Below are 26,872 nucleotides of genomic sequence, written 5' to 3' on the forward strand. Positions count from 1 at the left end.
TTTTCTAAGATATTCTCTTTACAAAATGAGTTAGATGTTTAATTCTAATTTCACCAACGAGAACAACAAGAATTATTAGAAAAGGAATATTCTATGTCTTTACCTATTGAGTGGTTTACAACTAGCTATACACGAATTCAAAAATGGGATATCGAAGGGTTGTCATTATTGGAGGCAGAAGCAGCTTTAGAAACCTATTTAACAGATAACAACCCTGTCTCACTAGAGATGGCTGATTACATTGCCGAGAACTGGACTTGTCGCCGGATACAAATGCTGGATTCTGAATCAAGGCGTACCCTAATGAAAATCTGGGATGAACGAGAAATAGCGGCGCACGGATAGTTGTTTATCTTATCGAGTCAATTAATTTAGTTATAGTGCATTAGGTATATTAAAAAAGGCGCTTCTTACAGCGCCTACACTTCTAAACTAATTGGAACTCATCGAGATTTCTTTTTGCCTTTTGACTTGAATCCTTGATGTGGGAATACATTTCGAATACGTTGTTGGCATGCTTTCGCTACTGAGTTGCTAAATTTTAGCTTCATACCGGTACGGGTTTGGTAAACTTTTAAAACACCTGTCGCTTTATCACGCTCAACAATATCTTTAAGATTATGTCGAAAAGATGGAGGAATATGACCTTTAACGTTACCTAGTTCACCGTTATCAAATTTTACAGTTAAAACTGGACGGTCAACGGCAACAAGCCAAAAAACAACAAGTGCACCTATCAGAACAACGTATAACATCGCAACTACTCCCTATTCCCTGGCTAATCAGACAGTAACTTACTTAAGTCCTCTTTTAGGCTGCTCACTGTCTTGGTCGCTTTCTCACTGCGCGACGCTTCACTTAACAAGTATTCGATCGCTTCGGATAATGTACATCCGAGTTCGTTTGCTCGGTAAGACAGCTTTTCCCAAACTCGGTAGTCAAGATCGATAGACTTTTTCTTTGTATGAACTTGTTCTGCATTATAGTGACGCTTGCGCTTGGCACGAATTGCCTGCTTGAGTTTATTATCAAGCTCTGCAGACATATGCTCATCAATCCAATCAAGAACCAGAGTAGGCTCGTGTTCTAATGATTTAAAAGTCGCAACGGCCTGATCGATTTCACTGGTATCAATATAGCGAGTGATATTCTCCCCCTCGCGCCACTTTTTAGATAAATACTGCCACTTCCAACCACATTCTAGGTTTTCAAGCTGTTGGTATTTCATTGGTTTGCGTCCCTACTCTGTTTACAGTGACAGCGTAACCCAAGTCACGTAACAACTCAATAAAAGAACACAAAATCTGAGAATCTGCTCCCGATTAACCGTGCTCTATTACTAACGTTACTTCTGGTTTCGTTGTATACTCCATCCAAATTTTAAATAAGTAGCACCTTAATGAATCTAGTCCCTTGGCAAGACGTTTGTCCGCAGTACAACAACTATCAAACCACTATTGAACAAGCACCGAATATTGCACCAGCATCGCTGCTTGATTTGCAACCTCGTATACAAGCCGCTCTTAAGTTTTTCACATCAAAAGCTTGTAAATCTAAAGTGTTAGTTGTTAAAGATGGTGACAACCTAAAGTACCGTGAACTAATAGCTGATTCACTCAAAGCATTAGGAAAACATGTTGTCGTGACAAAGGATACAAGCTCTGCGCTACTGTTTGATCATTACGCTAAGGTTGATAACCAACTTGAAGTTTCCGCTGGATTAATTTCACAAGCTAATAACGGATTTCTTGTGGCTTCAACTCAAGCGGCATTAAGTACGTTAAGCGCTTGGGGAAATATTAAGGCTTTGCTTTCAGGAGCGTCACTAAACAGTGTGGCTATTGATAAGCAGTCCACTGTTTTATCTCCGCCACAATTCCAATCAGATTTTAAATTGATAATTCTTGGTGACCGAGACCAACTCGCTGAATTTGATTATGCTGACAATGATTTCCGCTCTGGTTTTATGCAGTATACGGAACTGGAGAGTGACCTAAAGGTCTCCGACAAAACTATCTCGACTTACTTTGGTTTTGTAAATGGTCTACTAGAGAAGCTGCTTCCCGAATATAATCTAGATAGTTCAGCCTACCTGCGCCTTCTCCAAGCCGGAGCTCGTGAAACTGAGGATAAGCAGTATCTTCCTCTGTCCATCGATTGGCATTCGGCACTTCTTGGTGAAGCATCATCTTTTAGTCATGACAAAGTAATAACATCCGCTCATATTGAGGAAGCAATTTGTGCGAAACGAAGCAGAGAAGCGTATCTTCCTGAACGCGCAATTGACGATATTCTCGAGGGGCAAGTTGTTATTGAAACTCAGGGACAACAGGTTGGCCAGGTCAACGGATTAACTGTTATAGATATTCCCGGGCACCCAGTTTCCTACGGAGAACCCGCTCGAATTTCCTGCGTAGTGCACTTTGGTGATGGTGATGTCTCTGATGTCGAGCGAAAAGTTGATCTTGGCGGTAACATCCATGCGAAAGGCATGATGATTATGCAGGCGTTCGTTTCTTCCGAGTTGGACCTTGATGCCCCGCTCCCTTATTCTGCCTCTATTGTGTTTGAGCAATCTTATTGCGAGGTTGATGGTGACAGTGCGTCGCTAGCTGAGTTGTGTTCTCTCGTAAGTGCATTATCTGGCTATCCTATCGACCAACAAATTGCGGTCACAGGTGCTGTCGACCAATTTGGCCGCGTTCAAGCCGTCGGTGGCCTCAATGAGAAAGTCGAAGGTTTCTACAGCGTATGCAAACACCAAGGTTTTACTGGTAAACAAGGTGTTGTACTCCCAAAAACTAATCTTCAACACCTAGCACTCAGTACTGAGGTAGTCGAAAGCATTAAGAAAGGTGAGTTCCATATCTGGTCAGCGACACACGTTGACGAAGTGGTTCCTCTACTTCTTAATAAACCGTTCAAGAGTGAAGACGAAGATAGCGTTATTGGAAAGATAGCCGAACGTATTGAAAATTTTGAAAAACTTGAACTGCCGGAAACTTTGTTAGAAAGGGTTAAAAACTGGTTTGTCTAGTCGTGGTCGGACTTGTCTAGCGTACACCTGTTCACTAAGATGCTCATACCAAAATTTGGAGTAATTTAATAATGCAAAACAGACGTGAATCTTATAGCCGTGAAGATCTTCTAGCCTCTAGCCGTGGTGAATTATTTGGCGAAGGCTACCCTCAGTTACCAGCACCAAACATGCTGATGATGGATCGTGTAACTAAAATGTCAGAAACCGAGGGTGACTTTGGTAAAGGTTTAATTGTTGCAGAATTAGATATCACCCCTGACCTATGGTTCTTTGATTGTCACTTTATTGGTGACCCAGTCATGCCAGGTTGTCTTGGTCTAGATGCAATGTGGCAGCTAGTTGGCTTCTACCTTGGTTGGATTGGTGGTGAAGGCAAAGGTCGTGCTCTTGGTGTAGGTGAACTAAAATTCACTGGTCAAATCCTCCCTACTGCGAAAAAAGTAACGTATGAGCTACACATGAAGCGCGTAGTAAATCGCAAGCTTGTTATGGGTATCGCTGACGGACGTGTTTTAGTAGATGGTAAAGAAATCTATGTTGCTAAAGACCTAAAAGTCGGCCTCTTTAAAGACACATCAACTTTCTAAATCGAAGCTTTCAATAAACGACTCTCCGGAGTCGTTTATTTTACTCACACATATTTAGTTATAGTGCATTAGAAGCGAAAACCACAAAAAAGACCTCAAGATGAGGCCTTAAAATACTTCAATTTTGCTCCCGACTTACTTGAAGAGTCCTGAATGTTTGTCATCTCGGGCATCACGCCAACCGCCTAGCCAATAAGACTTAGCATCCATTTGTTGATAGGGACAGGTTTCCATCGATCGACCATTCAATCCAGCTTTATAACCCTGTGATTGAGCTCGCTCTAGACGATCACGTTTTTGTCTCTTCATAGTACGGTCCTCATTATACAAAGCCAGTCTCCCAGCTTTCTACCATTAAAGATTTGTGGAGCTTTTGTTACTCCTCTTTAATAATTGCGCATTATTCCGCTGATCACAAGGCACAAAAAATCCCAGATTCAGAAGTGTGAACCTGGGATTTTTGTCACTTGTGACTATTTGTTACGGCGTAACCCTAAGAACCCTAGGAAAATCATTGCCATCCATCCGAGACTACCACCCTTACGCTCTACGGGTGCAGCTTCTAATGCGCGAGTCTGGATATCAGCAGATGTTGCATTTGCGATCGGGATCAACTTAACTGCTACTACTTTCTCACGTTTTTGACCATTGCCGCAATATGAGTTGTGGCTAGTTGTATCATAGCCACCTTCACATTTTAGTGCCGTACCAGAAATAATACCATCATCATTGATATCAGTGGCGTCAACAACTCTATACTGGTTATTTCCCTCTTTTTTTCCATCATTAGTCAAATCATCTAGTAACCAGGGTTTACCATCAAATACATCTAGGCGAGATTGCTTGCTCCCATATTCGAGGTTATCGTATGGGTAAATAAAACCTCTTTGACGACGCTGTTTACCAAAATACTCTGTCGATTGTTCGGCATCTACACGGCCAACGATTTCGTTATAGTTGTTTATAGCGCCTGTTACACCACCAGCACCTCGGAAGAATATGCCATTGTTATTGTTCAGCTCATCGAAATACGAAGCGGAAGCTTTACCGTCTGAATCAACGGTCGCAAGGAACATTCGGTTTGGAGCTGCACCGTTTTCTCGTTTATCTCCTCGCCTTTTTGCCTCACCGATTAACACTAGATTTTTGTTTATCCCTGTCGCTAAAGAGTTGCTATAAACGAAGTCATCGCCACTTTTTATCGTAGCGCGTGCAATTGTTTCACTTTTCCAGTCATCTGGGTTAGTCAGACTAGGGTTTTGGTTGGTAGGTGTAAATACTGTAGCTTGTAGAAACGAGTTTGAACTTCCATCTTTAGTGGTATTTATTCCAACGAATACAGGCAAGTTTTTAAAACTAGTTGTATCTGACACTACTCCCGCTCTAAAACTACCTTGTCGAGCCTTTTTATCGATATTGCTTTCATCAAAACTATTTTTCCAGTTAAGCACCATCGAAGGATTAATTTGTTCCATCGCACCTGTTGTATCCCAGATTGCAGCTTTGGTTGCAAAGCCGAAGTTTTGGCAATCAGCGTACGCTGCTGGATCTGCGCTTATTGTTGAATCTTTTAGGCAGTTCGATACTGATCCTCTGTAATTCTTATCAGAATCGGTATCAAAAGGAGCAACAGAGGCACTTCCAAATACATAAGTCGTACCTTGATAGAGCAACGAACCATATGCCATCGTCCGGCCCATCAGCTTGGTAATGTTGTAAGTATCACTTACATTTGTTTGTAATGGGTTTAAGATGATTGGGTTATTATCATTACCCCAGAAACCTCTTTGGCGATATACAAGCGCACTATTTTCACCATTCTCGTAGTATCCACTGCTAGTTATACCTATGGCGTTTCCAGATACAGCATCAAAAGCAGTAACCACCGCGTTACTAGAGGTATTCTGATAGCTAAAACCATTCGGTTTATAGTCAGTACTAGGTTGACCTAGGGCAATCATACTTGAGTTTATAAAACTTTGTGCGTTTGAACGGTACTCAGGAAAAAGCCAAGCATCTCGCTCACGCTCGAGTCCACCATGATCACTGTAGCTTAACCACATTTTATCTATCCAACCAGGTGAGCAAGTTTGATAACCAAGTTGACCTGAGCAATAATCTTTATTTCTGTTTTTATTCGTCAGGTAAAAGCTTTGATCATAATTAAAAGGCACTTCTTGCGTATATGAATGACCTTCGGATCCTGCTCTAGTATCACCAGCTAAGACATAGTTGCCACTATTACACACTTCACCAAAGCAACCTTTCTCATTAGAGGTTTCGGTGTTGTGACTAATAGCCGCCCCATAAAACTCGGTGACGTCTACGTTATTGGCAAACCCTTTTTCATACCCACTAGCAGGCCCAATCTCAACAACCTTATACAACGCTGCCTGACTTGAAGTTGCAGCCATAACACCGGCTGCAATTAATGAAATTTTGAAATTAATACGACTCATGAAGACTAACTTTCCTGTTGCATTGCTTCGAGCTCTTCCCATCGCTCAAAGGCAATTTCCAGTTCCTGCTCTTTGGCAGACAAACTATCTAAAATTGGTTGTGTCTCAGTGACAGGTTTAGTGAAAAAATCAGGGTTATTCACGGTTTCCTGCAACTGTTCTAATTCTTGCTCTAGCTGCTCAAGTAACGCAGGTAGTGCCTCTAATTCCCTTTGCAGCTTATACGACAGCTTTTTAGGTTTAGAGTTCACAGCAGTTGCTTTCTTTTCTGGTTCAACTGCTTGCTTTTTAGTCTCTTTCACAGGTTCGTAAGCTTTTCTTGCTTCGATGACCTGCATTCGTTGTTGTTGGGCATCATGATAACCACCAACAAACTCTTCTATAACCCCTTCACCTTCAAAAATCCAGCTCGTAGTCACAGTATTATCAACAAATTGACGATCGTGACTCACTAAGAGCAGCGTGCCCTGATAGTTAGCAAGTAATTCCTCGAGTAACTCTAACGTTTCGATATCTAGATCGTTGGTTGGTTCGTCAAGCACCAATAAGTTGTTCGACTTAAGGAAGATACGCGCCAATAATAAGCGGTTTTTCTCGCCGCCAGATAATGCCTTAACCGGAGTTCTGGCACGTTTTGGGGCGAATAAAAAGTCTTGAAGATAGCTCAACGCGTGTCGTTCTCGACCGCCTACCATGACTTCTTGCTTACCGTCAGCAAGGTTATCAATCACCGTCTTCTCTGGGTCAAGAGCTTCACGATATTGATCGAAATAAGCCACTTCTAGCTTAGTACCACATTTCAACTTTCCAGATGTCGGCTGTAATTCGTCGAGGAGAAGCTTGATTAGAGTACTCTTGCCGCAACCATTAGGACCAATAAGCGCAATTCTGTCGCCACGCTGGATGTTAAAGGAAAAGTTCTTAACTATGGTTTTGCCTTCAATCTGATAATTGAGGTCATTAGCTTCGAAAACGATTTTTCCGCTACGAGCGCTATCATCCAATTTAAGATTCACTTTACCCTGAACTTCGCGACGACCTTGGCGTTCCTCACGCAGCTTTTTAAGCGCTCTTACTCGTCCTTCATTACGCGTTCTACGTGCTTTAATTCCTTGACGAATCCATACTTCTTCTTGCGCAAGCTTTTTATCAAATTCAGCATTTTGCATTTCTTCAACACGTAATGCTTCCTCTTTCTCAACCAAATAGGTTTCATAACTACCTGGATAAGAAACTAATTGACCACGGTCAAGGTCGACAATGCGAGTTGCCATCGAGCGAATAAAGGCGCGGTCGTGCGAGATAAAGATAATTGAGCCACGAAAATCTTTTAGGAAAGTTTCCAGCCACTCGATTGTGGTTACATCTAGATGGTTGGTAGGCTCATCGAGTAGTAAAACATCAGGATCACAAACAAGAGCACGAGCTAACGCAGCTTTACGCTGCCATCCACCAGATAAGTCAGTTAACAGTGTGTTGCCATCTAACTTCAAAGCCCCAAGAATATTCTTAATACGGTCTTCAAAGCGCCATGCTCCGGCAACTTCTAAGCTCTCTTGAGTTTTCGCCAATCGATTTATGTTTCGCTCAGACGGGTCTTGCGCGACCAAATCTAGTTGAGCATGATAAGTTTTTAATAACTCACCAACTTCTGCCAGTCCTTCAGCGACGTAATCAGCTACCGTACCAGCCTGATCACGCGGAGGATCCTGTTCAAGCCGTGATACCACGACATCTTGAGTGATCTGCAGTTTGCCATCGTCCATGACGATTTCTCCCGCAAGCACTTTCATTAATGTTGATTTGCCCGCACCATTGCGGCCAACCAAACACACACGTTCGTTTTCTTGAAGTGCGAAATCAGATTTGTCTAGCAATGGATGATCACCAAATGCTAGTTGCCCATTATGAATGGTAAGTAATGCCATTAGCTGTTAACCATTGTTTCAGTTGAGAAAGGTCAAAAGGCCAGTTAATTTCAGATTGTTCGCTTTTTACAACTGGTATAGTGACGCCGTAACGAGAAAATAGCTCATCATCAAATGCAATATCAATCACTTGTAATTGCTCAGTTAATCCAACCTGAGATATGAGCTCAAATGCCATCTCACAGAGATGGCATCCTTCAGTACTGTATAGAATAAGTTCCTTTTCCATAATCCTTTACTTTTGGTGAGTAATAACCCAACAGTTATGAATATGTTTGTTACGAGTAAAATCAAGTGGCAGAGTTTTATCTGAAATGTTCTCGGCTTTAAGGCCAAGTTCTTCCAGCGCTTTCAAGTCCATCTTGAAGTGTCGTTTGTTGTTCGAAAATACTATCGTACCTTCTTCGCGCAGTAGTCGTTTCAAGTTCGTCATTAGCGTTACGTGGTCACGCTGAACATCAAATGATTGTTCCATTCGCTTAGAGTTCGAGAAAGTCGGTGGATCAATAAAGATAAGGTCGTAACTACCGTTGGCTTTTTCTAACCATTGTAAGCAGTCTGCTTGAATATATTGATGCTGACGGCCAACTTGGCCATTGAGTTTCATGTTCTCTTTCGCCCACTCTAAGTAGGTATTTGACATATCAACTGTTGTCGTTGATTTCGCGCTACCCAATGCTGCGTGAACAGTTGCAGATCCTGTATAAGCAAATAGGTTTAAAAAATCTTTGTTGCTCGCCATTTCACCAAGCTTACGGCGAGTGATTTTATGGTCAAGGAACAGGCCAGTGTCTAAGTAGTCGTAAAGATTAACGATTAGCTGAGCCCCGTATTCATTTACGTGAAGCTTTGATGACTTAGCCGCCAGTTTGTTGTACTGCGATGAGCCTTTTTTCTTTTCACGTACTTTAAGAACCACGTTGTTGGTACCAACACCGGTTACCTTGATACTGGCACGAATAACATCCGTTAATCGACGCTTTGCTGTCTCTTCAGGAATGCTTTTGGGAGCTGCGTATTCTTGAATAACCAGATAGTCTTGATAAACGTCAACAGCAACATTGTAGTCAGGTAGATCAGCATCATATATGCGATAGCAATCTAAGCCTTCCTTTTTGGCCCACTTTCCAATCTTTCCAATGTTCTTCTTGAGACGGTTAGAAAAGTCCGGAGCTACAACTTGTGCGTCCTTATTGCCGACTAACTCGTCTTCGGAGCGTTGAGAAATTGAATAGTTTTTTTGGTGACACTGTAACGCACCATTGTTCAGTTTAAATTGTTTTTCTGCTCGCATACGTAAGCAACTTAACAAATCGTCTGAACTAGAGAAGATAGAGGCTTGGCAACCGCCAAATTGAGTTTTTAGTTGGTTGCCAAATTCGGTATAAAGTGCGATAAGCCCTGGTTCCGTGCCCAAGCGCTCGCCGTATGGAGGGTTACACACCACAACACCTTCTCCGAACTCGGCAGGTTTAGTCACTTGGCTCGCATCGCCAAGCTCAAAGTTAATCAACTCTTCAACGCCTGCACGTTTGGCATTTTCTTTAGCGGTTCTCAACACTTTAGGGTCGTTATCGAATCCCCAAAATCTGCTGTCAGTCTTTTTGACACCGCGTCGAGCTTGGACATTAGCTTCTGATTTAACCTCTGCCCATACCTCCGGTTCAAAATCTTCAAGTGCTTCAAAACACCATGTTTGACGCTTAACACCAGGAGCCATATTTGCAGCAAGCATGGCCGCTTCTATCAGCAGCGTACCAGAACCGCACATAGGATCGAGCATGTTTTGCCCTTCTTTCCAGCCGCTACGAGCAACAATGGCAGCGGCCAATGTTTCTCTTAAAGGCGCTCGGCCTGCTTCTGTTCTATAGCCACGTTGGTGTAAGCCTGAGCCAACCATATCTAAGCCAATAAGCGCTTTATCTCTATGTAGGCGCACATGAACACGCACATCCGCGCGGTCTTTACTGATATTTGGGCGAGGCAAATTCTTCTTATTGAAGCAATCTACTACGGCGTCTTTGACTTTCATCGCGCCATACTGGCTATTGCGAATCTCACGGTTGGTACCGTTAAAGTCTACGATAAATTTCTTTGAGCTATGGAAGTGATTAATCCAGTTAATGGAAGACGCAGCCAGATATAAGTCCATATCATCTTGGCAAGTAAACTCCGAAAGCACTTTAACAAAGCGAGAAGCATATCTGCTCCATAAACAAGCTCGATAAATCTGCTCATTTGACGCTTTAAACTTCACTCCCGCTTGTACAGGTTTTACTGAAGTTAAACCCAATTGCTCAAGCTCTTGAGCCAGTAGGTTTTCGAGTCCATTAGAAGTAACGGCAAGATATTGGTTCATAGTGTTCATCTGACTGTGAAAAATGGTGTTGATTATACCTGACAAACGGCCTTCTCACTAAACAAACCTACTCGAATCCCTTAGTTATTCGTTTGTTCGAACAAGCTTTAACCGAATGAAACTCATAAACACCGTCACCATCATTACATTAGCCGTTAATGATATACCAGTCGTATTTATTGACCAAGGGACGAAGTGAATACTTATTTACATTAGTTTTGGTCTATACCAATGAGTATTTTGATGCGTAATTTTATTACATTTTTAGCTAAAGGAGGAATTTATAGCGGTAAAACACCCTGTTTTAAGCAGAAAAAGAGTCACTATTTAGAAAAAAAAATATGCGAAATATCACCAGATAGGACTCAAAGGTATAGGTTTCTTAAAAACAAGATAGGAAGATGGTGGCAAATACGAGGTGTATCCTCTAGGATTGAGGCAAAAAAAAATCGGCCATGAAGGCCGATAAATTTCTACGAGGAACGTTTTTGGAATCGTTGTGTACTACTAAAAGCTGCCACTGCTTTTTCTATTTGGCGCATTTTGCGCTCGAATTACCCTACTAAGCTCTTAACCGACAAGAGCAATGGGCTGGTTAATTCTCATAAATTGGTGCGCACAAGCCATTCTGTCATGCATGACTTTAATGCTCTGGCCAAATTGAACACCTTTACTTGGAGTCAAACTAAATGACTCTAAATCTACTAAGGCACATAAGCTAGCGCTCTCACCGACTTCTAGGACAATAAAGAAACCTTCCGAATGTTGATTAACTAATCGGACTAAATCGCCTTCTTGGGGTTGATAGCTGCCATTTTGATGGTCAAAGAACCAACTCTTTGGCTGAACGGGCTTATGGAAGCGCTTGGCTGCAACACAATAGAGTGTGAGTTCAGCCTGTCGAGGCTCAGATAGCCCCAATATGCTTATTTGGTCTTTAAAGGTTTGGAACGCGGATGCGTCATCTACAGTAAAGTTGTTCTGACCCATCGCGCAGTCGACAAGGAGCTTTCGGGAAAGATTGGTTCTAAAAACCATCTCATCTCCCAAATCCAGCATGAGAGAACCTTCGTCCTCATCCATATACCAGATCCATGTATCGCTGGGTTTAAGCATCGTTCCGTCTCTTATATTTAAAGAATAATCAGACTGTTAGGTAAAACGCTTAATTACCTTTTTTGTCAGTTGAATATAATTCTACAAACGATTACGCAAAAAAAAAGGGGAAAACAATTTTCCCCTTCTCTTATGTTAGACCCAGTAACTTTTCAGTAATTACAGGTTTTTAACGATGTCTTTAACAAGTTTTGGACCATGGTAAATGAATCCGGAGTAAACTTGGACGAGTGTTGCACCTGCCATCAACTTCTCTTTCGCAGAAACATAGGAATCAATGCCGCCAACACCGATAATTGGCAGCTTACCTTGCAAATTCTCAGCAAGTAGACGCACTACTTCGGTACTACGTGATTGAACTGGACGACCACTTAAGCCACCAGCTTCATTCGCATGCTTCATTCCTTCTACGATAGAACGATCCAACGTAGTATTCGTTGCAATCACACCATCAATTTTATTTTTGATCAACGATTCACAGATTTGGCCAATCTCGTCGTCACTAAGATCCGGAGCGATCTTCAATGCCAAAGGTACATATTTATTATGTTTTTCAGCAAGTTCCGCTTGTTTCGTCTTCAGTTCTTCTAACAGCTCATCAAGTGCTTCACCATATTGAAGGCTGCGCAGTCCCGGAGTATTTGGAGAGGAAATGTTTACGGCAATATAACCAGCGTGCTCGTATACCTTTTCCATGCAGATAATGTAGTCTTCAGCACCCTTTTCGATCGGAGTGTCTTTGTTCTTGCCGATATTAATACCTAGAATACCGTCAAATTTTGCTTTCTTTACGTTCTCTACAAGGTTATCGACACCTAGGTTATTGAAACCCATTCGATTAATAATCCCTTCAGCTTCAACTAAACGGAAAAGACGAGGTTTGTCGTTACCTGGTTGAGGACGAGGTGTCACAGTCCCTACTTCCACAAAACCAAAGCCCATAGCACCAAACGCTTCGATGCATTCGCCATTCTTATCAAGACCTGCAGCAAGACCTACAGGGTTCTTAAAAGTCAGCCCCATACATTCAACAGGACGATTAGGAAGTTGTTGACGATATGCTAGATCAAGAGGAGTGCCAGTAAAACGTTTGAAGTTCTGAATAGCGAGATCATGAGCCTTTTCGGCATCAAGTTGGAAAAAGCCAGTTCTGGCAAGACGGTAAAGCATTGTGCCTCCGATAGAAAACCCGTGTAAACGGGGTGGTATTATTTACTTATTTGTTTGAACATGCAATGAAGTTTTTAGTTTTCTCGCGAAAACGCAAACGATTAGGCGAATAAAGACACAAATTATGTGACATTGTCACTCATTATTCTCTCGACAATAAAAAAGCGCCTATAAAAGGCGCTTATCACTTAATAAAACCGGTTAGCAGTATCTATTTATTGTGTGTTTGCACAATTTAAATTTAACAAGCTCAATTCTCGGAGTGCTACAGAGAACTTAGCAAACTCATGAACATTACCTACTTTGAACTCGTTGAGTATATTTTCCCAACGAAGCAAACTACTCGCATTAGTTTCCATCCAATTATTAAGTGACAGGATAACGTCTTCGTTATCGCCACCACAGCCACATTTAAGGACTTGCGCTGTCAACAAACGTTGCTGCCAGTCTAGATCTTCGCGGAATGCTGCCCTAGCAAGAGCTTGCCAATTATTGTCAACGCCTTGACTGTTTATTTGGTTTAAGAACCAATGCAATGATAGACGATCACCGAGATGGAAATAGAGTTTAGAGGCTTGCTCAACACTAAAGTTAGCTTCTGCAGCGATTTCCGAAATATCAACAGCGGATAGTAAGCTAGATAAACGAGCTACATAATTGGCCAGCTCTTTTCCTACTCCTTGCACCACCCAGTTTTCAGCTTGTAGACGATGTTCCGCTACTTCTTCAGCTACAAGGCAAGTTTCAAGTGTTTCCTCTACTTTCATAACGTCATCACGGTAGCGAGCAACGAGTTGCTCAACCGACTGTTTGCCAGGTCGATTTCTCAAGATCCAACGAGCAAGTCTGCGTAATGTGCGGCGTACAATAAACAGCAGCTCATATTGCGCTTCTGAACTGGCAATATTATCAAGTTTACGTATTTGCTCGAAAGTATATGCAAAACCATAGATTTCTCTAGATGCTGCGTATGCGTTGGCAATATCAACTACTGTGGCACCCGTCTCTTCTTGTAGACGAGTCACGAAATTACATCCCATTTCGTTAACCATCTGATTTGCAAGCATTGTAGAGATGATTTCAGCCTTCAGAGGATGCGTTGACATACTTTCTATGTAGTTACGGCGTAACTCAGATGGGAAGTATTGTGTCAGTTGCTGCTGATGATACGCATCGGTCGCGATCTCATCAGTCACCAGTTCTTCTTTCAATACCATCTTACCGTAAGCCACCAGCACTGAGAGCTCAGGTCTTGTCATTCCAATGCCTTGTTTCTCGCGCTCAATCAGCTCTTCATCAGATGGAATATATTCCAAACCACGATCCAAATGACCTGCTTTTTCTAGCGTATGTATGAAACGAATCTGTTCTTTGACTAGCGATACGCCTTGGAATTCTGTTACTGAGATAGACTCTGACTGGCAATAGGCATCATCTAGAACAATTTCGCCAACCTCATCTTCCATAGACTCAAGGATTTCATTGCGTTGTTTGACTGTCAGATCACCGTTAGACACAAGACCATTCAAGAAGATCTTAATATTAACTTCGTTATCGGAGCAATCTACACCACCTACATTGTCAACAAAGTCAGTATTAACACGACCACCAGTTAAAGCGTACTCAATACGCCCCAGTTGAGTCATACCTAAGTTACCGCCCTCACCAACTACCTTGGCTTTCAATTCGTTGCCGTTGATGCGTAGTACGTCATTAGCGCGATCACCTACATCAGTATGCGTTTCAGCGCTAGACTTGACGTAGGTACCGATACCGCCGTTCCAAAGTAGATCGACTTCCATGGAGAGAATCATCTTGATAAGATCATTTGGTGCCATGGATGCTTTCTTGGTCCCAAGCATTTTTTGGATCTCAGGAGTTAACGTGATCGATTTTGCCTTGCGAGCAAAAACACCACCGCCCTTTGAGATTAATTTCGGATCATAGTCTTCCCAACTCGAGCGTGGGAGATCAAATAATCGTTTACGCTCTTCCCAACTTTTCGCTGAAGATTGTGGGTTTGGATCAATGAAGATATGCATGTGGTTAAACGCAGCTTGAAGTTTGATGTGCTTCGATAACAACATACCGTTACCAAATACATCCCCTGCCATGTCACCAACACCAATAGCAGTAAAGTCTTCGTTCTGACAATCAATGCCCATTTCACGGAAGTGACGTTTAACTGACTCCCAACCGCCCTTAGCGGTAATGCCCATTGCTTTATGGTCGTATCCGTTAGAACCACCGGAAGCAAACGCATCACCCAACCAGAAGTTATATTCATCTGATACCGAGTTGGCCAAGTCAGAGAACGTCGCAGTCCCCTTATCCGCAGCTACTACTAAATACGGATCGTCTTCATCATGTCGAACAACACTCTTCGGTGGAATAATTTCACCTTCGATAATGTTGTCGGATACATCTAATAACGCTCTGATGAACTGTTTATAGCAGCGTTGACCTTCAGCAAATATCTCATCACGTGATGATAGTTGAGGTTGACGTTTACAAACAAAACCACCTTTTGCCCCTACAGGTACGATCACCGTGTTCTTAACTTGCTGCGCTTTCACCAACCCAAGTATTTCAGTACGAAAATCTTCTTGGCGATCTGACCAACGCAAACCTCCACGAGCAACTTTACCACCACGTAGGTGTACACCCTCAATGTCCGGCGCATAAACGAAAATTTCAAACGCAGGTACTGGAGCTGGAATTTCTGGAATGTTCTTTGGCTCAAGCTTTAAAGATAACCAAGGCTTGTTAACACCATTGTTATCTTTCTGATAGTAGTTTGTACGCAGCGTAGCCGAAATCATTTCGACATAGCGACGGATAATACGGTCATCATCCAAGCTTTCTACTTTATCTAACTGTTTGTGGATCTTATCAATTACACGTTGTTGCCCTTTCTTGCTTCCTTTTAGAGAAGGCATAAAGCGCTGTGCAAATAACTCAACTAGGTCTTTTGCTAGATCTGGGTAATGATTCAGAGTGTCTTCAATATAGTGCTGGCTGAATGGGAAACCGACTTGACGCATATAACGCGCATACGCCCTTAAGATTGACACTTCACGACCAGTTAAACCGGAACCAAGTACCAGACGGTTGAAACCATCACTTTCCAAACCACCAGACCAAATTGCAGCGAATGCTTGTTGGAATCGATCGCGAGCTTCTCGAAGATCGACAACCGCATCACTCTTATGTAGCATCGCAAAATCTAGGATCCAGTATGTTCCGCCGTCTGACTTAACAATCTCATACGGTGATTCACCGATCACTCGCAGACCAAGATTTTCGAGCATTGGCATTACATCGGATAAGTGTATTGGTTCATCACGATGATATAGTTTCAGTTTAACTTCTTTGGAATCCGCCGCCGCTTCTTGTGGTCGGTAGAACAACATGCCCAACTTATTATCTTCATCAAGGGATTCAAGTCGCTCAATATCCGCCACAGCAGAGGTCGGCATCATGTCTTCTTTATATGAACGAGGGAATGCTCTTGAATACACTTTCGATAACGGTAGTCCTTTGCTCTCACCAAAATTGGCAACAATAGCTTCCGAAAGACGATCATCCCAAGACGCTGATACTTCCATTAGGTTTCTTTCTATCGCCTTCACATCCATATCCATATTATTGTTATCAACCCTTACGATGTAATGGGTTCTAGCCAGAGGGCTTTCGGAGAAATAAGTCGTAAACTCAACCTCTTGCTCACAGCCAAAGTAGTTTTGAAGTATCCGTTGTGTATCTTTTCGAAGCTGAGTGTTATAACGATCTTTGCTAACATACACCATGCAGCTAAAGAAACGACCAAACGGATCTTTACGAACAAACAAGCGGATCAAGTCACGATCCTGCATTTGAACCACACCCATACCTATCTCAAGCAATTCTTCTTCTTTTGCTTGAAGTAGCTCATCGCGCGGATAGTTTTCTAATATATTGCGAAGCGCTTTGTATGAATAAGATCCATTTCGGTATCCACTAGCATCCAAGATACGATCAACTTTTTCGCGAATTAGTGGAATGGTGGATACGCTTTGGTTGTACACGGCTGATGTATACAGGCCAGTAAATCGATGTTCTCCCACAACCTTTCCATTTTCATCGAATTTCTTGATTCCGATGTAATCTGTATACGCGGGCCTATGGATACGACTTGCTTTATTACCTTTGGTAAGAATAAGTAGGAAAGGCTTTTTCGCTTCTAGACGTGCCGAGTCGGAAAACTCAGAAATTTTTACCGAACGAACACGTTCTTCACTAGCGAACAGGCCTAAGCCTTTATCTTCAGTAGGTTTGAGTATGGAGTCACCCTCTTCATTGATGAGATCAAACTCTTTGTAGCCCATAAAGGTAAAATTGTGGTTACCAACCCAATCTAAAAACGCGATGGTTTCATCAAAACGATCGGCTTCCATTGGAAGTTTCTTTTTGTTCTTAACCAGATCTTTTGTGATTTGCTTAAGCTTATCCGACATCGCCTCCCACTCGTTAACGACCAAACTAGTGTCTTCGAATATAGAAACCAACTCATCCTTAAGCGCTGACATTTCAGCTTTGTCACTTAAACGGTCGATTTCGATATGGAAAATCGATTGTAAGTGCCCTTTCCCTTCATTAACTGATGTTATCTGCCCTTGTTCATCGCGTTCAAATTGAGTCGGACCATGAAGCATGATGTGACAAGTCAAATCTACTCGATTAAGAGCCATCTTGACTGAGTCAACTAAGAACGGAGAATCTGGAACGGCGATTTCTAAAATAGTGTGAGTTGATTGCCACCCATGACGACTGACCGCCGGGTTGAATACCCGAACCGACACTTCATCGTATTTTTTCTCATTGAGATGATGCCATAAACTAACAACAGCACCGTATAGATCTGATTCATTTCTTTGTAGCAAATCATCGGGGGAAACATTGCTAAAAATATGTTTGGCGAGTTTAGTTACTAAAGGCTGATTGCTCCCTTCAACTTTGGATTCAATCAACTTGTATACTTTCTCCAGTAGAACCGGAACAACTGGTTCGCGCGTGGTCATAGAAACGCTCCACTTTTTGTTTTTATGAGGGATGTAGGCTTGTTCTATATTGTAAAAGTTTTATTGAGAAAGAGTTAATAAAAAATGGAAGAAGTTTCAGGGAAATGTTTGATAGTGTGACTAATGCACTTATTCATATCACTATAATTTGGAGCGGTTACAGTGATTCTAACCGTATAAACTTATTGTTCTGGTCAGTTATCAATCTAAAGCGACCTTTAATGCCTAATTGTGTCAAAAACGGTCGAAAGCGACTTGCGGGAAGCTGCAGTTTTAAACGCTCATCGGTCACCACCAAAATACTGGATGCATGACCAGTGTAATGGGCAAGGTAATTCTGATACGAAATATTGAGATTAAAGCAGTACTGTTTCATATTGTTTAAATATTGCGCAATTTAAGTAATTTTCCTTAGGTTTATTTAAGAAAAAGCCAATACTGTTCATATATACAGTATTGGCTATTTATCGATTATGACTCTAGTGCTTTTGTGACTTTCTCAAATAAGTCTTTAGCTAAGTTGTCCAAACTGCGTAACTTATTCAATTCGACTTTGATAAGTTCCTGACGTTTTGCGTCGTACTTCTTCAGCTTGAGCAACGGATCAATTAAACGTGACGCTACTTGCGGATTTGATTCATTTAACTGAGTCAATATCTCACCAGCAAACTGATAGCCCTCACCCGAGATATCATGGAAGCGACGTGGGTTCATGTTCAAGAAAGAACCTATCAAACTGCGAGTACGATTTGGATTGCTTAAACTAAACGCTTTATGTGACATACAATGCTTAACATTCTCTAGAGCGTTGATTGATGGATTGGCCCCTTGTAAGGCAAACCATTTATCCATAACCAGTCCATCATGACTCCATTTCTCACTATAATCATCCATCAATAGCTGACGACACGAAAGTGAAGCACTATTTGCGGCAGTCATAGCGGCGATAGTGTCCGTCATATTGTTGGCATCACGATATTGGTGCTCGGCCAAGTATTGGTACTCATCAACGTTCACCAAGTACTGTAGACAAAGGTTTCTTAACGAGCGTTTACCAATTGCGTCATGCTCAATCGAATAATCGGCTTGAGTTAACGTGTGGTATAACGCAGACAATTCATCTTGTAACGCATCTGCTAGCAGTGACTTAATCTCTTTCAACACGTCGCAAACTGCATCGACATCTACAGTTTTATACCAGCCGGCTACTTCATTAAAGCTTGGCAAAGATAATGCTTCAGCAATGAACGCCTCTTCTAAACCTTTGTTCAGTAGTACGCCTCGAAATGCATCAATCACCAAGCTCGGTAGTTCTACACTAATGCCACTTTGAACAGAATTAACATTCGACTTAATGTACTTTGCCAACAACATTTGCCCAGCATCCCACTTAGCAAAATCGTTTTTCGCATTGATCATTAAAAAGGCTAATTGCTCATCGCTGTAATCGAATTCGAGACGAACCGGAGCTGAAAACTCGCGAAGCATTGAAGGCACAGGTTTCGAAGATATGTTCTCAAAGACAAATTCTTGTTCACTCTGAGTCACATTTAACACGTTATTTAACTCAACTCCGTTACAACGTAACTCTAGAGAATTTCCTTTTTCATCATACAGTTCTACGTCAAACGGAATGTGTAACGCTTGCTTTTCGGCTTGATCTTGAGTTGGCTGAGTTTGTTGAGAAACGTTAAGCGTATAAGTCTTCGCAGATTCATCGTAACTATCGGTAACCGTTAATGTTGGCGTACCCGATTGACTATACCAAAGACGGAATTGCTTCAGATCGATTCCCGATGCATCTTCCATTGCGGAAACAAAATCTTCACACGTAGCAGCAGTACCATCATGCCTTTCAAAGTACAATCTCATACCTGCTTGGAATTTGTCTTCACCCAGCAACGTATGCATCATTCGAATAACTTCACTTCCCTTTTCGTAAACCGTCAAAGTGTAGAAGTTATTCATTTCAATGACTTTGTCAGGTCTTATCGGATGTGACATTGGGCTAGCATCTTCAGCAAACTGAGGGCCACGAATAATACGAACATTATTAATGCGGTTAACAGAGCGAGAGCCTAAATCCGAAGAAAATTCTTGGTCACGGAATACCGTTAAACCTTCTTTTAAACTCAACTGGAACCAATCGCGACAAGTCACTCGGTTACCTGTCCAGTTATGAAAATACTCATGACCAATAACAGCTTCGATTCCCAAGTAGTCAGTATCTGTGGCGGTTTGGTCGTTAGCCAAAACAAACTTAGAGTTAAAGACATTGAGGCCTTTATTCTCCATTGCACCCATATTGAAGAAATCGACCGCAACGATCATATAAATGTCTAGGTCATACTCAAGACCGAACCGTTCTTCATCCCACTTCATCGAATTAATTAGTGAAACCATCGCATGATTAGCACGATCGAGATTGCCTTTGTCTACAAATATTTCCAGTGCGACATCTCTACCTGAACGTGTTTTAAATGTATCTCGCAATACATCAAAATCACCGGCGACAAGAGCAAAGAGATAAGAAGGCTTTGGATGTGGATCTTCCCAGGTAACAAAATGTTTACCACTTTCTAATTCACCTTCTTCGATTTTGTTGCCATTACTTAGGAGGTATGGGAAAGCTGTCTTGTCTGCGATGACTTTCGTTGTGTATTTAGCAAGAACGTCTGGTCGATCTAAAAAATAAGTAATACGTCGGAAACCTTCGGCTTCACATTGAGTGCAGTAAGCACCATCAGAAATATATAAACCTTCAAGAGCAGTATTCGTTGACGGAGAAATGTGGTTTTCAATCACCAATTCGAATTCTTTTGGCAGATTAGAAATCTGCAAACCGGAATCATTAATAATGAAATCACTCCAAGCTTCTCCATTCACTCTGACTTGAATAAGTTCGATATTCTCTCCATCAAGTACCAAGGTTGTTCCCTCACCAAGTTGCTTAACTTGGGAAACAGCGGTCACTTTAGTTTGGGTTTCATGAAGGTCGAAAGTAAGATTTACATCTGTGATAGTATGCGACGGTGTTTGATAGTCGCTACGGTATTTGGCTTTAGGTGCTGACTCGGTCATCCTTTGTCCTTATATTATTATCGTTAGCATAGTTAGCTTAATCCTCGACGATTATATACCTTAGAACTGTTACTGTGCAGAATTGGATACAAAAAAAGCGTCAAACTAAGTTGACGCTTTTGAGTAACTGCCTGTGTTGCTAGCGAATACGGTTAAGGACAGCAAACATATCACCGTCTTCTACCTCTAAAGTCAGTTCATCCTGATTTAATGTATAAGTTGCATCGTGTTCACCGTCTTTATAAAGCAACACGATGTGATCATTTTCGGTGTAGTAGACGCCACTATGAATCGCTTCATCCCCATCGCTTGAACTTACACGAAACGTAAACACAAAATCTGGCTGAAGGATTAAATCCATTCTCGCAATTTCTTGAGCGTGCTTGTCATCACCACTCACACTAACTGAAGACCAGATACCAGCGAGTGCATTGGGCAACGCTTTAGTAAAGACGACTCCATTAAGATTAAGCATATTATGGTTACCACTATAGTTATAGACCTGTGGTTCATCACTGTTTAGACCGAGAATGATCGTATCATCATTGGCGGTAAACAACCCTTCCCAATGTTCAATACTGTAATCTTGTTTTTGAATGTCTATCGAAAAAGTGTAGTTGGAACCCAGCGATAACTTGATTGCTAAAAAGGTGTCCGGGCCTTCTTCTGGACTCGGGTTTACTAAATACCAATCTCCCAACAGAAACGGTTGGTCAAACTGAGTTAAGTCATTGTTATCTTTACGTGTATCAGACAGCACCCCAAACGACAAAACACATAAAAGTAGTGTAATCCATCTCATATGTATCCCCCTCACAGTTATAATAAGCTTAGGTGGATTAATACGAGATTGCGAAATTTTTTGATCTAAATCACGATTTTTAATTTTAAGTATCAAATCTGAGGCAAGCGAGGACAAGCATTAAAAAAGCGAGCACTAGGCTCGCTTTTGTTTAGTTTGAACAGGTTAAGATTTGGCGTTTACCATGTCGACCATAATAGCCACGGCTTCATCTAAGTAAGCGTCTGGAACTTCATAATCTTTCGGGATGTCATCCAAAGTTTTGTATGGCTCTTCTCCCGCCGCTTTTTGACGCAAGTTGACACGCTCTAATCTAAGCTCATCATTGTTATCGCTTTCCGCTTTACGTGCAGCTTCATTCAAAGATAACGTTTTGTCGTCTTTTTCAGCTTTGTACTTAGCGATGTCTTCTGCGATAAATCCAAATTCCATATCCGATTTAATGCGTTCTTCATGCTTAGTCGTAAGCGATGCGATCATTTCATCGTTACGTTGTAACTCACTGTATTTCGCTTTATCTATGCTATCCCATGGTAGTGCGTTATCTTCAACACTCTCACCAGTTTCAGCAGGATCGATTGGCGTTGGGAAGGCGATATCTGGCACTACGCCTTTGTTCTGCGTACTACCACCATTAATTCTGTAGAATTTCTGGATAGTATATTGTACGTAACCTAACTCTTTATCGAATAGATCATAGATATGGTTTAGTGAGCGGTGTTGCTGAACTGTACCTTTACCGAATGAGTTTTCGCCTAATACAATTGCACGACCATAGTCTTGCATTGCAGCTGCGAAAATTTCTGAGGCAGAGGCGCTATAACGATTAACGAGTACAGTCAATGGGCCTTGATAGCTGATTTTACCGTCAGTATCACTGTTTACATTGACTCGACCATAGCTGTCTCGTACTTGTACAACCGGGCCACTTTCAATAAAAAGCCCCGACATTGCAGTGGCTTCCGTCAAGGCACCACCACCATTGTTGCGTAAATCAACAATGATGCCGTCGACACCTTTTTCTTTCAGCTCGGTAATTAGTTTGTCTGTGTCTTTAGATAAACCAACGTAGAAACTCGGTACCTCTAGAACACCAATTTTCTTACCGTCTTTCTCGATAACTTCAGACTTAACGGCTCTGTCTTCTAAACGAATCTTGTCACGAACGATTTCAACAACTGTCGCCTTCGCATCTTTGCCATCAGGTAAAATCTGTAATTTAACCTTGGTGCCTTTTGGACCTTTGATAAGCTGTACTACATCATCAAGTCGCCATCCGATGACATCTACGATCTCTTCACCATCTTGTCCAACACCGATGATCTTATCGCCTTCGCCTAATTGCTTACTCTTAGATGCCGGACCACCTGCTACTAGAGAACGAATAACAGTATAGTCATCAGTGAGTTGGAGAACGGCACCAATACCTTCCAGAGACAGATTCATCTCTGACTGGAACTGTTCTGCAGAACGAGGAGATAAATAACTAGTATGAGGATCAACTTCTCTTGCAAACGCATTCATATAAATTTGGAATGCATCTTCGTTGTGTGATTGAGTTAGGCGTTTGATTGCGTTGTTGTAACGTTTACCAAGCGTTTCTTTTATCTCATCCCAATTCTTGCCAGCCAACTTCAGATTCAACGCATCATACTTAACGCGTTTACGCCAAAGCTCATTAAGCTCCGCTTCATCCTTTGGCCAAGCGGCCTCTGAACGATCTAACGTAATGCTCTCATCGACATCGAATTTCATCTCTTTGTCTAACAGAGATAACGCGTATGCAAATCTGTCATAACGCTTCTGCATCGAAAGGTTATACACATCAAATGCAATTTGGTTATTACCAGCTTTGAGTTGATCATCAAGCTGAGTCGACCAAGAGTTGAACTTGTCTATGTCGGCTTGTGTGAAGATATTTCGGTTGTAGTCGAGCATTTCCAAATAACGTGCAAAAATCGCTTTTGAAAATTCGTCGTCTAGAGTGAAGTGTTTGTAGTGAGAACGAGTAAAACGAGAAGTTACGCGTTTACTGGCTGTTTCATGTTGTACTTCGGGAGCCAAGGTAGGAATATCTGATTTTTCAAATTTCGCTTCCAAAGCGTGAGCTGATGAAGCTGCTAGCCAAAGGCTAGCAGCAACTATCGATAATTTTGAACGGCACTTCATGCGTAGGAATTTCTCCTTTATGCGCGCAGGTGCTCCGCTTTAACAACCATTTGTAGGCCATTTACTAGCTGAACGCGCACATCTTCCTTATTGATTTCAACAATGGTCGCAGCCATGTTCCCTTTGCCCATGTTTACGTTTACTTGTTTACCGATGATCATTTCATCTGCATTCAAAGCGCGCGTTTCAACTGGCGTATTTACTTTCGCTGGTTTCTTAGTATTGTTTTGTGGCTTACGTGCTTGAGGCTTTTTAGCTTTAGGTTTTGCCTTGCCTTCTTCACGAGCTTTCTGAGCTTGTTCTTTACGACGAGCTGCAACTTTAGCTTTACTTTCAGCCAGTGTAGCTTGCGCGTGTTCAACATGCTCAGCTTCTAGCTCACCACATTCATTGCCATCTAGGTCAACACGCACTGCACCCGGTTTTACACCGTGTAGATAACGCCAAGAAGAAGTGTATTGTCTTAACGCTGCACGTAGCTGAGTCTTGCTGACTTTCTCGTCATCTTTTAAACGTTCAGCAAGATCTTGAAAGATACCAATTTTAAGTGGTTTTGCTTCACCTTCTACAGTAAAGCATTTAGGGAAACATTCAGCAATATACGCGATAATTTCTTTGCTGTTCTTCAACTTCTCAGTGTTTTCCATGTGGGTTCCTGGTTAATGCGGTTATCCGCGAAGCATTAAGAAAAATATTCTTGGTATTATAGTGACCTGCACTAGAAAAACCACAGGCAAATTTCATTTTAAGCCGCGTTTGTATGTGAATTGAGCACCTTTTCTACCGAATTCATGAAGTTTTTTAGTCCCTCTTCGTCGATTTCACTGAATCGACCAATTGTTGGGCTATCAATATCTAAGACGCCGACTACTTCACCACCGATAGAAAATGGAATCACAATCTCTGAATTGCTTGCAGCATCACATGCAATGTGACCTTCAAACGCGTGTACATCGTATACACGTTGTATGGTGTTGGTTTCTGCCGCAGTGCCACAGACACCACGGCCGACTGGAATGCGGACGCACGCTGGTTTTCCTTGGAAAGGTCCTAACACTAACTCGCCCTGTTTCATTAAATAAAAGCCGGCCCAGTTAAGATCATCTAACTCCATAAAAAGAAGTGCACTAATATTAGATAGGTTAGCAATAAAATCCGTTTCGGATTCAATGAGTGCTGTGGCCTGTTTCGCCAAGCGTTCATAGTTTTCTAGATTCATGATATGTCCATCAATAACACTTTCAATATCTTACAATACCAGTACAATGCCTCAAAATCGTAATAGGAACTATTCTCAAAAGCATGACAAGTACGAAAGACACTATTAGCCGTTCCTGGTTAATAACTCAAGTAAAAAATCATAAGTCTCGGCTTATTGCGGCGAATATTATCGCTCTTATTGCTACACTCATTAGCGTCCCTATCCCACTATTGATGCCACTGATGGTCGACGAAGTTCTGCTTAACCAACCTTCCACTGGTTTGCAGTATATGAATATGATCATGTTAGATAGTTGGCAGACACCTATCGGCTACATCGCTCTTACCTTAGTACTCGTCGTTCTTATGCGTACTGTCAGCCAAGGTCTAAATATTCTGCAAGGTCGCCAGTTTACGCTGGTTTCTAAAACCATTACCTATAAAATCCGATGCAAGATGATAGATAAGCTCGGTCGTATCAGCATCAAACAATATGAGACTCGCGGTAGTGGCGGCATTAATGCGCATTTAATTACTGATATTGAAACCATTGACCAATTTATTGGCTCAACGTTAAGCAAATTTATTATTAGTTTCCTAACCGTTTTAGGCACCGCTATCGTCTTGCTATGGTTAGAGTGGCGACTAGGCCTGTTTATCCTATTGGTCAACCCAATCGTCGTCTATTTCTCCCGAAAATTGGGCGGAATGGTTAAGCATCTAAAAAAACAAGAAAACCAAGCGTTCGAAAAGTTTCAAAATCGCCTAGTTGAAACACTTGATGGTATTTATCAACTTAGAGCTGCTAATCGAGAGCGAGATTTCTTACAACAGCTCAAAGAACAAGCCGATGAAGTTCGCAGTAACGCCGATAAATACGCGTGGCAGTCTGAAGCCGCAGGTAGATTGTCGTTTCTTCTTTTCTTAATTGGATTTGAGCTTTTCAGAGCCATCGCAATGGTTATGGTGTTATTCAGCGATCTCACCATAGGGCAAATCTTCGCGGTCTTCGGCTATTTGTGGTTCATGTTAGGCCCTGTTCAGGAATTATTAGGTATTCAGTTCTCTTGGTATAGCGCAAAAGCCGCACTAATAAGAATCAACAGTTTACTCGAATTGGAAGAAGAGCCGCGCGCCATTAGTAAAGTCAATCCATTCAAAGCTGATCGCGAGGTAGATGTTGCTGTTGAAAACGTCTCTTTCTCTTATGATCAAGACAAAGACGTACTCAATAAACTGGACTTGCATATCCCAGCGGGTAAGAAGGTCGCACTGGTGGGAGCAAGTGGTGGGGGCAAGTCAACGCTCATTCAGTTACTTATCGGTGTTTATAAACAACGCAGTGGCATCATTCGCTTCAATGGTGTTAACACTGACGACATAGGTTTCGACATAATTCGAGATAAAATTGCTGTTGTTTTACAGCAACCTATACTTTTTAATGACAGCTTGAGGCATAATCTGACACTTGGCAGAGAGTATGACGACTTCTCCATTTGGAATGCGCTCAAAGTTGCTCAGCTACAAGACGTCACTGACAAGTTAGTCGACGGTCTAGAAACACAAATTGGTCGCAATGGTATTCGGTTGTCCGGAGGACAACGTCAACGACTCGCTATTGCTAGAATGATATTAAGCGATCCGCAGTTCGTCATCCTTGATGAAGCGACGTCTGCACTCGATACTGCTACCGAAGCGGCTTTACACACCGCATTGACTGAGTTTTTGAAAGGCCGCACCACATTGATCGTCGCTCACCGACTTTCAGCAGTAAAACAGGCCGATCTCATCTATGTTCTGGAAGATGGACAAGTCACTCAATCAGGAACGCACGTCGAATTGGTCGAAGCAGAAGGACTGTATCAGACACTTTATGGCTCAGTGCAATCAGCAAGTTAGCT

At 42.0% G+C, this 26,872-nt stretch carries 20 protein-coding genes; 4 read left to right on the plus strand and 16 right to left on the minus strand.

Annotated elements, in window-relative coordinates:
- The first annotated feature begins 93 nt into the window (after positions 1 to 93).
- Positions 94 to 345: a hypothetical protein gene (locus tag JKJ11_RS08645; protein WP_252038011.1), complete on the plus strand. Its 252-nt coding sequence runs from the start codon at positions 94 to 96 to the stop codon at positions 343 to 345.
- A gap of 98 nt (positions 346 to 443) precedes the next feature.
- Here JKJ11_RS08645 and JKJ11_RS08650 read toward each other — a convergent pair whose 3' ends face one another.
- Both JKJ11_RS08650 and matP read right to left on the minus strand, forming a co-directional pair.
- Positions 444 to 755, minus strand: coding sequence for a DUF3634 family protein (locus tag JKJ11_RS08650; RefSeq protein ID WP_006075456.1), 312 nt, complete (start codon positions 753 to 755; stop codon positions 444 to 446).
- A gap of 23 nt (positions 756 to 778) precedes the next feature.
- Positions 779 to 1,228 (minus strand): macrodomain Ter protein MatP, encoded by a 450-nt coding sequence (gene matP, locus JKJ11_RS08655; protein ID WP_124939722.1) that lies wholly within the window; start codon positions 1,226 to 1,228, stop codon positions 779 to 781.
- Between the two features lie 171 nt (positions 1,229 to 1,399).
- Here matP and JKJ11_RS08660 point away from each other — a divergent pair, with 171 nt between their 5' ends.
- Positions 1,400 to 3,037, plus strand: a complete 1,638-nt coding sequence (locus JKJ11_RS08660) for a S16 family serine protease (protein ID WP_252038012.1) — start codon at positions 1,400 to 1,402, stop codon at positions 3,035 to 3,037.
- A gap of 71 nt (positions 3,038 to 3,108) precedes the next feature.
- The gene (gene fabA / locus JKJ11_RS08665; RefSeq protein WP_038230501.1) at positions 3,109 to 3,627 is read left to right on the plus strand and encodes a bifunctional 3-hydroxydecanoyl-ACP dehydratase/trans-2-decenoyl-ACP isomerase; all 519 of its coding nucleotides are present in this window, start codon (positions 3,109 to 3,111) and stop codon (positions 3,625 to 3,627) included.
- A gap of 135 nt (positions 3,628 to 3,762) precedes the next feature.
- On the opposite strand, the gene rmf is transcribed toward fabA, so the two are convergent.
- From rmf to msrC, 14 genes are all read right to left on the minus strand, one after another.
- A complete protein-coding gene (gene rmf, locus JKJ11_RS08670; RefSeq protein ID WP_006075701.1) occupies positions 3,763 to 3,936 on the minus strand; it encodes a ribosome modulation factor in 174 nt (57 codons plus the stop codon).
- 164 nt (positions 3,937 to 4,100) lie between these two features.
- Positions 4,101 to 6,086, minus strand: coding sequence for a DUF3466 family protein (locus JKJ11_RS08675; protein WP_252038013.1), 1,986 nt, complete (start codon positions 6,084 to 6,086; stop codon positions 4,101 to 4,103).
- 5 nt (positions 6,087 to 6,091) lie between these two features.
- The gene (locus JKJ11_RS08680) at positions 6,092 to 8,014 is read right to left on the minus strand and encodes an ABC transporter ATP-binding protein (RefSeq protein WP_240205908.1); all 1,923 of its coding nucleotides are present in this window, start codon (positions 8,012 to 8,014) and stop codon (positions 6,092 to 6,094) included.
- On the minus strand, positions 7,992 to 8,243 hold the full coding sequence (locus JKJ11_RS08685) for a glutaredoxin family protein (protein ID WP_081411582.1): 252 nt from the start codon (positions 8,241 to 8,243) through the stop codon (positions 7,992 to 7,994). The genes JKJ11_RS08680 and JKJ11_RS08685 overlap by 23 nt, the downstream gene beginning before the upstream one ends.
- A 6-nt stretch (positions 8,244 to 8,249) precedes the next feature.
- Positions 8,250 to 10,373: a bifunctional 23S rRNA (guanine(2069)-N(7))-methyltransferase RlmK/23S rRNA (guanine(2445)-N(2))-methyltransferase RlmL gene (gene rlmKL, locus JKJ11_RS08690; RefSeq protein WP_124939726.1), complete on the minus strand. Its 2,124-nt coding sequence runs from the start codon at positions 10,371 to 10,373 to the stop codon at positions 8,250 to 8,252.
- Positions 10,374 to 10,943: 570 nt separating this feature from the next.
- The gene (locus JKJ11_RS08695; protein WP_006074525.1) at positions 10,944 to 11,489 is read right to left on the minus strand and encodes a cell division protein ZapC; all 546 of its coding nucleotides are present in this window, start codon (positions 11,487 to 11,489) and stop codon (positions 10,944 to 10,946) included.
- 159 nt (positions 11,490 to 11,648) lie between these two features.
- A complete protein-coding gene (gene pyrD, locus JKJ11_RS08700) occupies positions 11,649 to 12,659 on the minus strand; it encodes a quinone-dependent dihydroorotate dehydrogenase (RefSeq protein WP_006074530.1) in 1,011 nt (336 codons plus the stop codon).
- Between the two features lie 215 nt (positions 12,660 to 12,874).
- Complete coding sequence (locus tag JKJ11_RS08705) at positions 12,875 to 17,719, minus strand: NAD-glutamate dehydrogenase (protein WP_252038014.1); 4,845 nt, start codon at positions 17,717 to 17,719, stop codon at positions 12,875 to 12,877.
- A gap of 157 nt (positions 17,720 to 17,876) precedes the next feature.
- Positions 17,877 to 18,095 carry a DUF2835 domain-containing protein gene (locus JKJ11_RS08710; RefSeq protein ID WP_006074533.1) on the minus strand — a complete coding sequence of 73 codons (219 nt, stop codon included), beginning with the start codon at positions 18,093 to 18,095 and terminating at the stop codon, positions 17,877 to 17,879.
- Between the two features lie 95 nt (positions 18,096 to 18,190).
- A complete protein-coding gene (gene pepN / locus JKJ11_RS08715) occupies positions 18,191 to 20,800 on the minus strand; it encodes an aminopeptidase N (protein WP_252038015.1) in 2,610 nt (869 codons plus the stop codon).
- A 139-nt stretch (positions 20,801 to 20,939) separates the two neighbouring features.
- Positions 20,940 to 21,602: a hypothetical protein gene (locus JKJ11_RS08720; RefSeq protein ID WP_006074536.1), complete on the minus strand. Its 663-nt coding sequence runs from the start codon at positions 21,600 to 21,602 to the stop codon at positions 20,940 to 20,942.
- A 165-nt stretch (positions 21,603 to 21,767) separates the two neighbouring features.
- Entirely contained in the window at positions 21,768 to 23,771 is a 2,004-nt protein-coding gene (gene prc / locus JKJ11_RS08725; protein ID WP_006074538.1) for a carboxy terminal-processing peptidase, read from the minus strand.
- A gap of 17 nt (positions 23,772 to 23,788) precedes the next feature.
- Complete coding sequence (gene proQ, locus JKJ11_RS08730) at positions 23,789 to 24,418, minus strand: RNA chaperone ProQ (RefSeq protein ID WP_006074539.1); 630 nt, start codon at positions 24,416 to 24,418, stop codon at positions 23,789 to 23,791.
- Positions 24,419 to 24,516: 98 nt separating this feature from the next.
- Positions 24,517 to 24,990, minus strand: a complete 474-nt coding sequence (gene msrC, locus JKJ11_RS08735; protein ID WP_006074540.1) for a free L-methionine (R)-S-oxide reductase MsrC — start codon at positions 24,988 to 24,990, stop codon at positions 24,517 to 24,519.
- An 83-nt stretch (positions 24,991 to 25,073) separates the two neighbouring features.
- Here msrC and JKJ11_RS08740 point away from each other — a divergent pair, with 83 nt between their 5' ends.
- Positions 25,074 to 26,870: an ABC transporter ATP-binding protein gene (locus JKJ11_RS08740; protein WP_006074541.1), complete on the plus strand. Its 1,797-nt coding sequence runs from the start codon at positions 25,074 to 25,076 to the stop codon at positions 26,868 to 26,870.
- The last annotated feature ends 2 nt before the right edge of the window (positions 26,871 to 26,872 follow it).

This window comes from Vibrio sp. SCSIO 43133 (assembly GCF_023716845.1).
Lineage (GTDB): Bacteria > Pseudomonadota > Gammaproteobacteria > Enterobacterales > Vibrionaceae > Vibrio > Vibrio mediterranei.

Coding starts and splice junctions, on each gene's coding strand:
- JKJ11_RS08645 (WP_252038011.1), top strand. CDS start 94: ATGTCTTTACCTATTGAGTGGTTTACAACTAGCTATACACGAATTCAA.
- JKJ11_RS08650 (WP_006075456.1), bottom strand. CDS start 755: ATGTTATACGTTGTTCTGATAGGTGCACTTGTTGTTTTTTGGCTTGTT.
- matP (WP_124939722.1), bottom strand. CDS start 1,228: ATGAAATACCAACAGCTTGAAAACCTAGAATGTGGTTGGAAGTGGCAG.
- JKJ11_RS08660 (WP_252038012.1), top strand. CDS start 1,400: ATGAATCTAGTCCCTTGGCAAGACGTTTGTCCGCAGTACAACAACTAT.
- fabA (WP_038230501.1), top strand. CDS start 3,109: ATGCAAAACAGACGTGAATCTTATAGCCGTGAAGATCTTCTAGCCTCT.
- rmf (WP_006075701.1), bottom strand. CDS start 3,936: ATGAAGAGACAAAAACGTGATCGTCTAGAGCGAGCTCAATCACAGGGT.
- JKJ11_RS08675 (WP_252038013.1), bottom strand. CDS start 6,086: ATGAGTCGTATTAATTTCAAAATTTCATTAATTGCAGCCGGTGTTATG.
- JKJ11_RS08680 (WP_240205908.1), bottom strand. CDS start 8,014: ATGGCATTACTTACCATTCATAATGGGCAACTAGCATTTGGTGATCAT.
- JKJ11_RS08685 (WP_081411582.1), bottom strand. CDS start 8,243: ATGGAAAAGGAACTTATTCTATACAGTACTGAAGGATGCCATCTCTGT.
- rlmKL (WP_124939726.1), bottom strand. CDS start 10,373: ATGAACCAATATCTTGCCGTTACTTCTAATGGACTCGAAAACCTACTG.
- JKJ11_RS08695 (WP_006074525.1), bottom strand. CDS start 11,489: ATGCTTAAACCCAGCGATACATGGATCTGGTATATGGATGAGGACGAA.
- pyrD (WP_006074530.1), bottom strand. CDS start 12,659: ATGCTTTACCGTCTTGCCAGAACTGGCTTTTTCCAACTTGATGCCGAA.
- JKJ11_RS08705 (WP_252038014.1), bottom strand. CDS start 17,719: ATGACCACGCGCGAACCAGTTGTTCCGGTTCTACTGGAGAAAGTATAC.
- JKJ11_RS08710 (WP_006074533.1), bottom strand. CDS start 18,095: ATGAAACAGTACTGCTTTAATCTCAATATTTCGTATCAGAATTACCTT.
- pepN (WP_252038015.1), bottom strand. CDS start 20,800: ATGACCGAGTCAGCACCTAAAGCCAAATACCGTAGCGACTATCAAACA.
- JKJ11_RS08720 (WP_006074536.1), bottom strand. CDS start 21,602: ATGAGATGGATTACACTACTTTTATGTGTTTTGTCGTTTGGGGTGCTG.
- prc (WP_006074538.1), bottom strand. CDS start 23,771: ATGAAGTGCCGTTCAAAATTATCGATAGTTGCTGCTAGCCTTTGGCTA.
- proQ (WP_006074539.1), bottom strand. CDS start 24,418: ATGGAAAACACTGAGAAGTTGAAGAACAGCAAAGAAATTATCGCGTAT.
- msrC (WP_006074540.1), bottom strand. CDS start 24,990: ATGAATCTAGAAAACTATGAACGCTTGGCGAAACAGGCCACAGCACTC.
- JKJ11_RS08740 (WP_006074541.1), top strand. CDS start 25,074: ATGACAAGTACGAAAGACACTATTAGCCGTTCCTGGTTAATAACTCAA.